Source organism: Pseudomonas sp. FSO-7 (assembly GCF_059579345.1).
The window spans coordinates 1,605,967-1,618,987 of sequence record NZ_CM184193.1 but is presented as its reverse complement, the minus strand read 5'-3'; the positions used below and the strand labels follow the sequence as shown (position 1 = coordinate 1,618,987).

Genomic DNA, 13,021 nt, shown 5'->3' with positions numbered 1-13,021 from the left:
GTTCGCGGCACCACAATTTGCAATGGCTGACTAGGGTTCCGGCTCGCTTCTGGCGAGTGGCTGGTCCGAGAGTTGGCGACCTCCAGTTGAGGTTACACGGCGGGACAAAAGCCCGGGAGACAAGCCACCGTTCGCGGTGCCGCGTTGCTCCTGTCCGCCCTTGATCAACTGGAGAACCACCATGTTCAAGCTTCGTCTGTCCGCCCTGCTCCTCGCCGTACTCTCGGCCCTCCTGAGCTTCTCGTCCGTCGCCGCACAAAAAGATCACTTCAGCGTCTGCTGGACCATTTACGCCGGCTGGATGCCCTGGGAATACGCTGGCAGCCAAGGCATCGTCGACAAGTGGGCGAAAAAATACGGCATCAAGATCGATGTCGTGCAGCTCAACGACTACGTCGAATCCATCAACCAGTACACCGCCGGTCAGTTCGACGGCTGCACCATGACCAACATGGACGCCCTGACCATTCCCGCCGCCGGTGGCGTGGACAGCACCGCACTGATCGTCAGCGATTTCTCCAACGGCAACGACGGCATCGTCCTCAAGGGTGAGGGCAAGAAAGTCGCTGACCTCAAGGGCATGGACGTCAATCTGGTGGAATTGTCGGTGTCCCATTACCTGCTGGCCCGCGCCCTGGACTCCGTGGGCCTCGCCGAAAAAGACCTGAAAGTCGTCAACACCTCCGACGCCGATATCTCCGCCGCCTTCAACACCGACCAGGTCAAGGCCGTCACCACCTGGAACCCGATGCTCTCGGACATCAAGGCCCAGCCAGGGGTGAGCGAAGTGTTCAATTCCAGCCAGGTTCCCGGCGAGATCATGGACATGATGGTGGTCAACACCCAGACCCTGCAGGACAACCCGGCCCTGGGCAAAGCGTTGACCGGTGCCTGGTTTGAAGTGGTGGCGCTGATGAACGCAAAAAACGCCGCCAGCCAGGCCGCGTTGGAACACATGGCCAAAGCCTCGGGCACCGACCTCAAAGGTTTCCAGGCGCAACTGGACACCACCAAATTGTTCGCCACGCCCAAGGAAGCGCTCACCTTCGCCACCAGCGAACAACTGCCCGCCACCATGGGCAAAGTGGCCGCGTTCTCGTTCCAGCACGGCTTGTTGGGCGAAGGCGCCAAGAGCACCGACGCGGTCGGCATGACGTTCGCCAATGGCGTGACCCGCGGCGACAAGGCCAACCTCAAGCTGCGCTTTGACCCGACCTACGTACAGCTGGCCGCCGACGCCAAGCTGTAAACCGGAGGACCTGGCATGCGCCTGATCAACCGCTACCCGGATCGTCCCAGCCGCTTGTTGCTGGTGATCCTGCCCTTCGCGCTGGTGTTGTTCGCCTACTTCATGGGCTCGGCCGAACGGTTGACGGACAACCCCAACGACAAATTGCTGCCCAGCGCCGTACAAATGGCCGATGCGGTGAAACGCCTGGCCTTCACCGCCGATGCCCGCAGTGGCGAATACCTGCTCTGGCAAGACACCGCGTCGAGCCTGCGCCGGTTGGCCATCGGTTTGGGTATCAGCGCCCTGGCCGGACTGTGTCTGGGTATCGCCGCCGGTACGCTGCCGCTGTTGGGCGCGCCGTTATCGCCGCTGCTCACCGTGGTGTCGATGGTGCCGCCGCTGGCCATCCTGCCGATCCTGTTCATCGTCTTCGGCCTGGGGGAACTGTCAAAAGTGATGCTGATCGTGATTGGCATCACCCCGTGCCTGGCTCGCGACTTGGAACAGCGCGCCCGGGAAATTCCGTCCGAACTGCTGATCAAGGCCCAGACCCTCGGCGCTTCGACCTGGACGCTGATACTGCGGGTGGTGCTGCCGCAATTGCTGCCACGCCTGTTGATTTCCCTGCGGCTGATGCTGGGTTCGGCCTGGCTGTTTCTGATCGCCGCCGAAGCCATCGCCTCCACCGATGGGCTGGGCTATCGGATTTTCCTGGTGCGACGTTACCTGGCGATGGACGTGATCTTGCCCTACGTGGTGTGGATCACCCTGCTCGCCTGGCTGATGGACTGGGGCCTCAAGCGCCTGACCCGGCGAGCGTTCCCCTGGTACGAGGGGGCGAAGGCATGAGCTTCATTACGGTGAACAACGTCTGGCAACAATACGCCGATCAGGTGGTACTGGAGCGTTTGAACCTGAGGGTCGCCGAGGGTGAGTTCTGCACACTGGTGGGGGCGTCGGGCTGCGGCAAGTCGACCTTCCTGCGCTTGCTGTTGGGCCAGGAGCGCGCCAGTCGCGGACAGATTCTCCTGGATGGCGAACCCTTGGCCGGTGAACCGGATGCCAGCCGGGGCGTAGTGTTCCAGCGCTACTCGGTGTTCCCGCACCTGACGGTTCTGGACAACGTCGCCCTGGGCCTGGAGTTGCCGCGCTCGCCGCTGCTGGGGCGTCTGTTCGGTAGCGCCAAACGCCAGGCCCGCGAAGATGCCGCACAACTGCTGGACAAGGTCGGCCTGGGCCATGCGCTGGACAAGTACCCGGCGCAACTGTCCGGGGGCATGCAACAGCGGCTGGCCATCGCCCAGGCGCTGATCATGAAGCCCCGCGTCCTGCTGCTGGACGAACCCTTCGGCGCCCTCGACCCGGGCATTCGCAAAGACATGCACGCCCTGTTGCTGGAACTGTGGCGCGAAACCCGGCTGACGGTGTTCATGGTCACCCATGACTTGTCCGAAGGTTTCAGCCTCGGCACGCGCCTGCTGGTGTTCGACAAAGTTCGTGTCGACCCGCACGCCCCCAGCGCCTATGGCGCACGCATTACCTACGACATTCCATTGAACAGCGACCGCCGCACCCCTCGTGCCGCCGTCGACGCCCTGCCCGCCGCACTGGCCGGCACGTTGCGTATCGCTTGAAAGGAGTTTTGCCATGACCGATTCGATCTCTCTGTTCCCCCCCTTCGCCGAAGAACTGCTGCCCGGTGGCGGCCACCGTTCGTTCGTGCTCAAGCGCGGCCAACTGCTGCGCCTGACCGACCTGCGCGGCGGGGCCAACGTGAGCCTGACGCTGCTCAATGCCAACGAGAAAACCGAACGCCTGAACCTGCCCGACAGCCTCAAATGCCAACACACCGCCAAACTCACCGCCGGCCATTGCCTGTACTCGGACATGGGCCGGGTACTGGCGGCCATCACCGCCGACACCTGCGGCTGGAGCGACAGCCTTGGCGGCGTGCTCTGCGCCGAAGAGGTCGCTGAAAAATACGGCCAAGGCCGCTATCAGGAACTGCGCAACGGCTTCTTTCGCAACGGCACCGACAACCTGCTGGTGGAGCTGGGTAAATGGGGGCTGGGCCTGTCCGACCTGCTGATGACCCTCAACCTGTTCAGTCGGGTCGATGTCGATGAGGCCGGAGGCTTTCACTTCGTTGAAGGCAACTCCCAGGCCGGCGACTACATCGAGCTCTATGCACCGATGGACACCCTGGTGGTGCTGACCGCGCTACAACATCCGATGGACCCGAATCCGCACTACGCCCCGCAACCGCTCAAGCTCAGCTGGATGAATGCCGACGCCAGCGTCGCCGAGCACTGTCGCCATTCGCGCCCGGAAAACCAGCGCGGCTTCATCAATACCGACCGCCTGTTCGCCTGAGGATCGCTGCCATGTCACTCGCCATCGCCACCGCACACAAGCAACCCGATACCGCCGTCTACCGTGCCACGATTCCCGCCGGAGAACCTTGGCTGACAGAGGTCAAGGCCGGCCAGACCCTGCGCATCCTCGACCTGGAAGGCAACCAGGCGGTCGATACGCTGTTCTACAGCCTGGCCAACCCCAGGGAACGCTATGACGTGCAGCGCACCCTGCGCCGGCAGAACAGCGTTTACCTGAGCACCGGCAGCGTGCTGTATTCCAACCTCGGCCAACCCATGCTGACCATCGTTGAAGACACCTGCGGGCGCCACGACACCCTCGGTGGCGCCTGCGCCCAGGAAAGCAACACCGTGCGCTACGCCCTGGAAAAACGCTACATGCACAGTTGCCGCGACAACTACCTGCGGGCCTGCGCCCACGACGGTCGGCTGGGCAAGGGCGACATCGGACCGAACATCAACTTCTTCATGAACGTGCCGGTCACCGCCGACGGCGGCCTGACGTTCGAGGACGGGATTTCGGCGCCCGGCAAATACGTCGACCTGCGGGCCGAGATGGACGTGATCGTCCTGATCTCCAACTGCCCGCAACTGAACAACCCGTGCAACGCCTACAACCCCACGCCAGCGGAGCTTTTGATATGGAACTGAAACTCAGCCGCCTGCGGCGCTGGCTGTTTGTGTTGTGCCAGAGCCGGTCGGGGCAGTGCATCAAATAAATACAGATTTTATGAACACCACCAATCCCCTGTGGGAGCGAGCCTGCTCGCGATAGCGATCTGTCAGTCACATTGATGTTGGATGAATCACCGCTATCGCGAGCAGGCTCGCTCCCACAAGGGGTGCAGTGCTGTTTGGAAGTTTGCTGTCGGGGACGACCCCGTCGGCCATCGAAAACTGCGGGACGGCCCGCATCCCAGTTCAGGCAGCACGCATGCCTGAGGGGGCAATGCCATGTTCGAAAAAATCCTGATCGCCAACCGTGGTGCCATCGCTTGCCGCATCCTGCGGACTTTGCGCGAGCTGGAGGTCAAAGGCGTCGCGGTGTACTCCCAGGCTGACGCCGCCAGCTTGCATATCCAGCAGGCCGATGAAGCTCACTGCCTGGGCGATGGTGCGGCGGCCGGTACTTACCTGGCGGTGAACAAGCTCCTGGCGATCGCCAAAAGCAGCGGCGCGACGGCGATCCATCCCGGCTACGGTTTCCTCTCGGAAAACGCCGCTTTCGCCGAAGCCTGCGAAGCCGCCGGCATCGCCTTCATCGGTCCGACGCCAGAGCAACTGCGCGTGTTCGGCCTCAAGCACACCGCCCGAGACCTGGCCCGTCGACACGGCGTACCGCTGCTCGAAGGCACCGAACTGCTCGACAGCCTCGATGCCGCGCTCTTGGCCGGCACACAGGTCGGCTATCCGGTGATGCTCAAAAGCACCGCTGGCGGCGGCGGCATCGGCATGCGCGTGTGTCGCAGCGCCGCCGACCTGAGCGAATCCTTCGAAGCGGTCAAGCGCCTGGGCCAGAACAACTTCAGCGATGCCGGGGTGTTCATCGAGAAGTACATCGAACGCGCGCGGCATCTGGAAGTGCAAGTATTCGGCGACGGCCTGGGCCAGGTGATCGCCCTGGGCGTACGCGACTGCTCGGTGCAACGGCGCAACCAGAAAGTCCTCGAGGAAACCCCGGCACCGAACTTGCCCGAAGGCATGGCCGACGAACTCTGCGCGGCGGCGATCCAACTGGCCCAGGCCGTGAACTACCGCAGCGCCGGCACCGTGGAGTTCGTGTTCGACAGCGACGCGGGGCGCTTCTACTTCCTGGAAGTGAACACCCGCCTGCAAGTGGAGCACGGCGTCACCGAGCAGGTGTGGGGCGTGGACCTGGTGCGTTGGATGGTGCAACTGGCGGCCGGTGATCTGCCGCCACTGAGCGAGCTGGGCCAGGGCTTGAAGGCCGAGGGCCACGCGATCCAGGCACGTCTGTATGCCGAGGATCCGGGCCGGGATTTCCAGCCAAGCCCGGGGCTGTTGACCGCGGTGAAATTTCCGCAGGCCGACGGCAAAGCACTGCGCATCGACACCTGGGTCGATGCCGGTTGCCAGATCCCGCCCTACTTCGACCCGATGATCGCCAAGGTCATTCGCTGGGCGCCGACCCGCGAGCAAGCGCGGCTGGGCTTGCATCAAGCGCTGGACGAAAGCCTGCTGTACGGCGTCGAAACCAACCGCCACTACCTGCAACAGATTCTTCTCGACGCGCCGTTTGCCAACGGCCAACCCTGGACCCGCTGCCTGGAAGCGTTGGTCTATCGCGCCAATACCGTGGAAGTGCTCAGCCCCGGCACCCAGACCAGTGTCCAGGACTATCCCGGCCGCCTCGGTTATTGGGCCGTGGGGGTGCCGCCGTCGGGACCGATGGACAGGCGTTCGCTGCGCCTGGGTAATCGTCTGCTGGGCAACGAAGACGGTGCGGCGGCATTGGAAATCACCATGAACGGGCCGCTGCTGCGTTTCAACTGCGATGCCCGGGTGGCGGTGACCGGTGCGGTGATTGCCCTCACGCTCGACGGTGAAGCCGTACCGATGAACACCCCGTTGTCGATTGCTGCCGGTTCTACCCTCGCCATCGGCAACATCTCCGGTGCCGGGGCACGCAGCTACCTGTGCCTGCAGGGTGGCGTACAAGTACCGGATTACCTGGGCAGTAAAAGCACCTTTACCCTCGGTCAGTTCGGCGGCCATGGCGGACGCGCGCTGTGCACCGGTGACGTGCTGCACCTGGCGGCGCTGGACAAGCACTCGACGTTGCCGCCAACGAGCGCACCGGTCCTGGAACTGCCGAGCGTGCGGCAGATTCGCGTGATCTACGGCCCCCACGGCGCGCCCGAATATTTCACCGAGCGCTACATCCAGACCTTCTTCGACACTGCATGGGAAGTGCATTTCAACTCCAGCCGCACGGGCGTGCGCCTGATCGGGCCGAAACCTGAATGGGTTCGCGCCGACGGTGGCGAGGCTGGGCTGCACCCCTCCAACATCCATGACAACCCCTACGCCATCGGCGCCGTGGACTTCACCGGCGACATGCCCGTCATCCTCGGCCCCGACGGCCCGAGCCTGGGCGGTTTCGTCTGCCCGGTGACGGTGATCGAGGCGGACCTCTGGCAGTTGGGACAGCTCAAGGCCGGGGACAAAGTGCGATTCGTGCCAGTGGACCTGAAGACCGCCCGCTTACTGGCCTTGGAATGGGATCAATGTGGGAGCGAGCTTGCTCGCGATGGCGGTCTGTCAGATACGTCGGCTTTGGATGTCTCGCCGCTATCGCGAGCAAGCTCGCTCGCACAAGGGATTGCGTCGCCTGTGGTGTTGGATATCGGCCAGGACGATACCCGCCTGGTGGCGAGATTAGCCGGCGACACCCACCTGCTGCTGGAAATCGGTGCCGCCGAATTGGACCTGGTGCTGCGCTTTCGCGCCCACGCCTTGATGCAGGCTTTGGAACACAAACAACTGCCCGGCGTGATTGACCTCACGCCGGGCATTCGCTCATTGCAAGTGCACTACCAACCCGAGCAAATGCCCCTGGCCGATCTCCTGAGCATCGTCGTCGGTGAATGGGACGCGGTGTGCGCCGCGCAGGATCTGCAAGTGCCGTCGCGCATCGTCCACCTGCCGCTGTCCTGGGACGATCCGGCCTGCCAACTGGCCATCGAAAAATACATGACCACCGTGCGCAAGGACGCGCCCTGGTGCCCCAGCAACCTGGAGTTCATCCGGCGCATCAACGACCTGCCCAACCTCGACGAGGTGCAACGCACGGTGTTCGACGCCAGCTACCTGGTGATGGGCCTGGGGGACGTCTACCTCGGCGCGCCGGTCGCCACACCGCTCGACCCACGCCATCGACTGGTGACCACCAAATACAACCCGGCCCGGACCTGGACCGCGGAAAACTCGGTGGGTATCGGCGGCGCCTACATGTGCGTGTACGGCATGGAAGGGCCTGGCGGCTATCAGTTCGTCGGGCGCACGTTGCAGATGTGGAATCGTTATCGGGAGGTCGCCGCCTTCGACGGCAAGCCCTGGTTGCTGCGGTTTTTCGACCAGATCCGCTTCTACCCAGTCAGTGCCGAGGAGCTGCTGCGCATCCGCCGGGAGTTCCCGCTGGGCCGCTTCGACTTGAAGATCGAGCACAGCCAGCTCAACCTCACCGACTATCAGCGTTTCCTGGCGCAGGAAGCCGACAGCATCGCCGCGTTCCGACGACAGCAACAAAGCGCCTTCGACGCCGAGCGCGAGCGTTGGATCGCCAGTGGTCAGGCACACTTCGACAGTGAAGAACCGGCCCTCGCGCCAAGCGAAGAATCGCGGCTGACTGACGGTCAACTGAGTGTCGACAGCCACATCGCGGGCAACCTCTGGCAGGTGCAGGTAGACATTGGCGCGCGGGTCGCCGCCGGTGATGTGCTGGTCATCCTGGAATCGATGAAAATGGAAATCCCGCTGCTTGCGCCCTCGGCCGGCGTGGTGCGCGAGGTCCGCGTCCAGCCCGGTTCGGCGGTGCGTGCCGGACAACGCGTCGTGGTGCTGGACCGTGACTGAACTCAATCAAAGGATTAACACCATGAACCTCTCTCTTCGCTTGGACGACCTGCGCAATACCTACCGCAGCGGCGAACTGACGCCACGCCAATTACTGTTGGGCCTGCGGGAAAAGGCCGCGGCGCTGAACCCGGACTATCACCTGTTCATCCACCTGTTGACAGCCGAGGAACTGGAGCCCTACCTGGCCGCGTTGGAAGGCCGCGACCTGGAGGGCCTGCCCCTGTACGGCGTGCCTTTTGCCATCAAGGACAACATCGACCTGGCTGGCATTCCGACCACGGCCGCCTGCCCGGCGTTTGCCTACGTGCCGGACCGTTCGGCCACCGTGGTCGAGCAGTTGCTGGCACTGGGCGCGATCCCTCTAGGCAAGACCAACCTCGACCAATTCGCCACCGGGCTCAATGGCACCCGCTCACCCTACGGCGCCTGCCGCAACAGCGTGTTGCCCGACTACCCGGCAGGCGGTTCGAGCGCCGGCTCGTCGCTGGCCGTGGCCCTGGGCGTGGCGAGTTTTGCCTTGGGCACCGATACCGCCGGCTCCGGTCGGGTGCCCGCGGCGCTGAACAACCTGGTGGGATTGAAGGCCACCCTGGGGCTGATCTCCACGGCAGGCGTGGTCCCGGCCTGTCGCACGCTGGACTGCGTCACGACCTTCACGGCGACGGCCAAGGAAGCCAGCCAGCTCTTGGCGCTGACGGCCCGTCCAGACCCTCGTGACGATTACAGCCGCTACAACCCGCAGTGGAACGACGGCGCCGCGTTCGGCGCGCCCCGGCGCTTTCGTTTCGGCGTGCCGCGCCAGCAGGACTTGGAATTTTTCGGCTGCCAGGAAGGTCCGCAACTGTTTCAGGACGCCGTCGAACGGCTCGAACGCCTGGGCGGCGAAGCCGTGGAACTGGACTTGTCGCCGTTTTTGGAAGCCGCACGGCTGCTTTATGAAGGTCCGTGGGTGGCCGAACGCTACAGCGTTGCCGGCCCCTTGATGGAACGCGAGCCGGAGGCCGTACTGCCCGTCATCCGCGCCGTCCTGGCGAAAGCGCCTACGGTAGATGGCGTGCAAACCTTCCGCGCCCGGTACCGTTTGCAAGCGCTCAAAGCCCAATGCGACCGAGCCATGGACACACTTGATTGTGTACTCACTCCGACCATCGGCCGCCCGGTGACCCTTGCCGAACTGACCGCCGAACCCGTGCTGAGCAACTCGGAGCTGGGTTACTACACCAATTTCATGAACCTGCTGGACTACGCCGCCGTCGCCGTTCCCAGTGCGTTCATGGCCAACGGCTTGCCCTGGGGCGTGACGCTGTTCGGTCGAGCCTTCACCGATCAATACCTCTTGAGCGTGGCCGATGCCTTGCAGCGTCAACAGGACAAGGCCTTGCCCATTCCCGCCCACCCGGCTCGCCACGACCGGGCGCGGTTGGTCGTGTGCGGCGCACACCTGGACGGGTTGGCGCTGAACGGGCAGCTCAAGCAACGCGGTGCCCGGCTGGTCGAGGCCACCCAAAGCTCAGCGGATTACCGACTTCATGCCTTGGCCGGTGGTCCACCCTTGCGCCCCGGCATGGTTCGGGTTCGTGAAGGCGGCGTGGCGATCGAGGTCGAGGTCTGGGAGCTGCCGAGCAGCGAACTGGGCTCGTTCCTGACCGGCATTCCCGCACCGTTGGGGCTGGGCAAGGTGCAACTGGCCGATGGCCGCTGGGAAAGCGGTTTCATCTGTGAATCGTATGGCCTGGAAGGCGCACAGGACATCAGTCACCTGGGAGGATGGCGCGCGTATCTGCGTAGCCTGGAATAAGGCTGAACCGGTGGTGAGGGCGCTGGCTCCCTCACCACCGTCCTACAAACCTGCAAATCCGAGCACCTTTTCCCACAGGGCCACTAAACTGATTTCACTGGGTCTGCGCCAAGGGAATCGCCATGTCGCTCCGTTCACCGTTGTATTCCCAGCGCAAGCCGCTCCTGGCGGTGGTGGCGCTGCTCGGTACAGGTTTCCTGATCATTACGTTGCTGGGCTATTACGCAGCCCATGCCTCGATACGCGATCACATTCTCAAGACGCTGTACGTGAACCTGCTGATCGGCGTGCTCGTGACGCTGGCCGTGCTGGCTATCCTCTATCGGCTGATCAACACCTATCAACAGCGCATCGACGCCCAGGCCACCCTCGACAGCCTGACCGAATTGCCAAACCGCCGTGGCTTCGACCTGCTGGCCGTGCAAGCCCTGCACGAAGCCCAGCGCGAGCCCAAACCCCTGACGGCGTTGCTGGTGGAACTGGACGATTTCAAGCGGCTGGACACCACCCACGGTCATATCGCCACCGATCAATTGCTGACCGGGTTCGCCCGCGACTTGACGGAGAGCCTGCGGCATTCGGACATTGTGTGTCGTTGGAGTGCCGACGCCTTTGTCGTCCTGCTCAAGGACACCGACGGACAGACCGGTCTGAAAATCGCTGAGAAAATTCGCCAGCACATCGAAAAGCAGCGCTATTTCTGCAGTGGTAAACAATTGTTGGTCACCGTCAGCCTCGGCCTTACCACCTTGCAGGACGAAGACACCTTGCACAGCCTGCTGTCGCGGACCGATCATGCGCTGCAACGCGCCCGGCAGACCGGGTGCAACCGAACCTGCGTGGACATGCCTCACTCCAGTTATGAATAAACCCGATCTTTGCCCGGCCTGCGGCAGCACCAACGACTGCACCCTGGCCGACCCACGAACCGCCGACCGCGCTTGCTGGTGTTACGGCGTGAGCATCGACCCGGCCGTGCTTGAAGCGTTGCCGGTCGAACTGCGTGATCAGTCCTGCCTGTGCCCACGCTGCGCCCAGGTCGAAGCCCAATTGCGCGCCAAGTCCCAGCCGATCGCGTAAGATGCCCACCCTCCGCTGCCCTGCCTGAACTGCCCATGCGCGTCGACCGTTTCCTTAGCAATCTGCCGCGATTCAATCGCCAACAAGTGCGCCTGTTGCTGGTGGAGCGCCGGGTGCGAATCGACGGCCAGACCGTCAGCGATCCCCATGCACCGGTACGTGAATTCAGTCGCGTCGAAGTCGACGACCAAGTGCTGCAAGCCGGTCGGCCGGCGCGCTACTTCATGCTGCACAAGCCGCCCGGCTGCGTCAGTGCCACTCGCGATCCGCAACACCCCACCGTCCTCGACTGGCTGGACGAACCGGACAAGGACGACCTGCACATCGCCGGGCGCCTGGATTTCAACACCACCGGGCTGATGCTGATCACCAATGACGGCAGCTGGTCGCGGCGCCTGACCCAACCGCAGACCAAGCTACCCAAGGTCTACTACGTCGAAACCGAGCAAACCATCACGGCCGAATACGCCGACACCTTCGCCCAAGGCCTGTATTTCGCCTTCGAAGACCTCACCACCCAACCGGCAGAGCTGACGCTGCTGGGGCCAAAATCAGCGCGCTTGAGCATCGTTGAAGGACGCTACCACCAGGTCAAACGCATGTTCGGCCACTTCAACAACAAGGTGCTGCGCCTGCACCGCGAGCGCATGGGTCCACTGACGTTGGACGACCATCTCGAGCCGGGCCACTACCGCGCCTTGAGCCCTGAAGAAATCCAGCTCATCTGATCCCGCTACCGCTGGGCAGAAGTGTCGAACAATTTTCCGACAGGTACTTGCGCAACGGTCGCCCCCCTGCTTGAATCAAACCGTCGGCCGAAATGTGACCGATGAGTCACCACATACTTCCAAGAAACTTTTTGTCGGCGGGAACCCTCAGGTTCCGTCTTGTCCGCCCGGCAAACTGCCCGCCTATAACAACACCCGTCGACCGCTGTTTCGGATCGACATGGGCCTTATCTTCCAGGCGTATGCCTACCTGTCACATTGCCCGTGCAATCTCATTGCGCGCATACCCGCTTGCCAGGAGTCTTATGACATGAGGCCAGAAATCGCTGTGCTGGATATACAGGGTCAGTATCGGGTTTACACGGAGTTCTATCGCGCAGACGCCGCACAAAAGACCATCATTTTGGTCAACGGCTCAATGGCCACCACCGCGTCGTTCGCACAGACCGCCAAAAACCTCTACCCGCAATTCAATGTCGTGCTTTACGACCAACCCTACGCGGGCAAGTCAAAAGCTCACAACCGACATGAGCAAATGCTGACGAAAGAGATCGAGGGCCAGATTCTCCTGGAACTGATCGACCACTTCGCCGCCGAGCACGTGCTGTCGTTTTCCTGGGGCGGCGCCGCCACGCTGACCGCCTTGGCCCAGCGGCCAAGACGCATCGAAAAAGCGGTGATCAGCTCGTTCTCGCCGGTGCTCAATGCGCCGATGCGCGACTACCTGGAACGCGGTGTCGATTACCTGAGCAGCCTGGACGGCGACCGGGTCGGGCACCTGGTCAACAGCACCATCGGCAAGCATCTGCCGCCGCTGTTCAAGCGTTTCAACTATCGCCACGTCAGCAGCCTGGCCGAGCATGAGTACGGGCAGATGCACTTCCACATCAGCGATGTGCTCCACAGCGACCGTTTGTGCTACGTCAACGCAGCGAAAAAAATCAACGTACCGGTGTTGTTCCTGAACGGCGAATGGGATGAATACACCGCGGCCGACGACGCCAAGCTTTTTGCCGATCATGTGCAGCACAGCAGCTTCAGCACGCTGCAAGCCACCGGGCACTTTCTGGACATGGAACACAAAGCCGCTTGCCGCGACAGTCGCAACGCCTTGCTGGGTTTCCTCACACCGGAACACCACGAAAGCCGACCGCGCTATAGCTACGTGCAGGGCTACCATGCACTGGCTATCTGAAACCGAGTCTTGGCG

The 13,021-nt window shown here is 63.0% G+C and carries 10 protein-coding genes, 1 pseudogene and 1 riboswitch; all 11 genes and pseudogenes read left to right on the top strand.

What is annotated here, in order from left to right:
- Positions 1 to 19 precede the first annotated feature (19 nt).
- Positions 20 to 121: riboswitch (guanidine-I (ykkC/yxkD leader) on the top strand.
- Between the two features lie 60 nt (positions 122 to 181).
- The 11 genes and pseudogenes from AC515T_RS07125 to AC515T_RS07075 all read left to right on the top strand — a co-directional run bounded on the left by AC515T_RS07125 (position 182) and on the right by AC515T_RS07075 (position 13,006).
- Positions 182 to 1,249: a putative urea ABC transporter substrate-binding protein gene (locus AC515T_RS07125; protein ID WP_496531947.1), complete on the top strand. Its 1,068-nt coding sequence runs from the start codon at positions 182 to 184 to the stop codon at positions 1,247 to 1,249.
- Between the two features lie 15 nt (positions 1,250 to 1,264).
- Positions 1,265 to 2,080, top strand: a complete 816-nt coding sequence (locus AC515T_RS07120; protein ID WP_496531946.1) for an ABC transporter permease — start codon at positions 1,265 to 1,267, stop codon at positions 2,078 to 2,080.
- The gene (locus tag AC515T_RS07115) at positions 2,077 to 2,865 is read left to right on the top strand and encodes an ABC transporter ATP-binding protein (RefSeq protein ID WP_496531945.1); all 789 of its coding nucleotides are present in this window, start codon (positions 2,077 to 2,079) and stop codon (positions 2,863 to 2,865) included. Before AC515T_RS07120 ends, AC515T_RS07115 begins: the two co-directional genes overlap by 4 nt.
- A 13-nt stretch (positions 2,866 to 2,878) precedes the next feature.
- Complete coding sequence (locus AC515T_RS07110; protein ID WP_496531944.1) at positions 2,879 to 3,604, top strand: urea amidolyase associated protein UAAP1; 726 nt, start codon at positions 2,879 to 2,881, stop codon at positions 3,602 to 3,604.
- Between the two features lie 11 nt (positions 3,605 to 3,615).
- Positions 3,616 to 4,257 carry an urea amidolyase associated protein UAAP2 gene (locus AC515T_RS07105; RefSeq protein ID WP_496531943.1) on the top strand — a complete coding sequence of 214 codons (642 nt, stop codon included), beginning with the start codon at positions 3,616 to 3,618 and terminating at the stop codon, positions 4,255 to 4,257.
- Between the two features lie 303 nt (positions 4,258 to 4,560).
- Positions 4,561 to 8,202 carry an urea carboxylase gene (uca, locus tag AC515T_RS07100; protein WP_496531942.1) on the top strand — a complete coding sequence of 1,214 codons (3,642 nt, stop codon included), beginning with the start codon at positions 4,561 to 4,563 and terminating at the stop codon, positions 8,200 to 8,202.
- Between the two features lie 22 nt (positions 8,203 to 8,224).
- Positions 8,225 to 10,003: an allophanate hydrolase gene (gene atzF / locus AC515T_RS07095; RefSeq protein ID WP_496531941.1), complete on the top strand. Its 1,779-nt coding sequence runs from the start codon at positions 8,225 to 8,227 to the stop codon at positions 10,001 to 10,003.
- Between the two features lie 251 nt (positions 10,004 to 10,254).
- A pseudogene (locus tag AC515T_RS07090) lies at positions 10,255 to 10,872 on the top strand (GGDEF domain-containing protein); the annotation flags it as partial.
- On the top strand, positions 10,865 to 11,083 hold the full coding sequence (locus tag AC515T_RS07085) for a cysteine-rich CWC family protein (protein WP_496531940.1): 219 nt from the start codon (positions 10,865 to 10,867) through the stop codon (positions 11,081 to 11,083). The pseudogene AC515T_RS07090 and the gene AC515T_RS07085, both read left to right, overlap by 8 nt.
- Before the next feature lie 35 nt (positions 11,084 to 11,118).
- A complete protein-coding gene (locus tag AC515T_RS07080) occupies positions 11,119 to 11,811 on the top strand; it encodes a pseudouridine synthase (protein ID WP_496531939.1) in 693 nt (230 codons plus the stop codon).
- 310 nt (positions 11,812 to 12,121) lie between these two features.
- Positions 12,122 to 13,006, top strand: a complete 885-nt coding sequence (locus tag AC515T_RS07075; protein WP_496531938.1) for an alpha/beta fold hydrolase — start codon at positions 12,122 to 12,124, stop codon at positions 13,004 to 13,006.
- Positions 13,007 to 13,021 lie beyond the last annotated feature (15 nt).

Excerpts from the sequence above, each read along its gene's own strand:
- AC515T_RS07125 (WP_496531947.1), top strand. The coding sequence starts at position 182 with ATGTTCAAGCTTCGTCTGTCCGCCCTGCTCCTCGCCGTACTCTCGGCC.
- AC515T_RS07120 (WP_496531946.1), top strand. The coding sequence starts at position 1,265 with ATGCGCCTGATCAACCGCTACCCGGATCGTCCCAGCCGCTTGTTGCTG.
- AC515T_RS07115 (WP_496531945.1), top strand. The coding sequence starts at position 2,077 with ATGAGCTTCATTACGGTGAACAACGTCTGGCAACAATACGCCGATCAG.
- AC515T_RS07110 (WP_496531944.1), top strand. The coding sequence starts at position 2,879 with ATGACCGATTCGATCTCTCTGTTCCCCCCCTTCGCCGAAGAACTGCTG.
- AC515T_RS07105 (WP_496531943.1), top strand. The coding sequence starts at position 3,616 with ATGTCACTCGCCATCGCCACCGCACACAAGCAACCCGATACCGCCGTC.
- uca (WP_496531942.1), top strand. The coding sequence starts at position 4,561 with ATGTTCGAAAAAATCCTGATCGCCAACCGTGGTGCCATCGCTTGCCGC.
- atzF (WP_496531941.1), top strand. The coding sequence starts at position 8,225 with ATGAACCTCTCTCTTCGCTTGGACGACCTGCGCAATACCTACCGCAGC.
- AC515T_RS07085 (WP_496531940.1), top strand. The coding sequence starts at position 10,865 with ATGAATAAACCCGATCTTTGCCCGGCCTGCGGCAGCACCAACGACTGC.
- AC515T_RS07080 (WP_496531939.1), top strand. The coding sequence starts at position 11,119 with ATGCGCGTCGACCGTTTCCTTAGCAATCTGCCGCGATTCAATCGCCAA.
- AC515T_RS07075 (WP_496531938.1), top strand. The coding sequence starts at position 12,122 with ATGAGGCCAGAAATCGCTGTGCTGGATATACAGGGTCAGTATCGGGTT.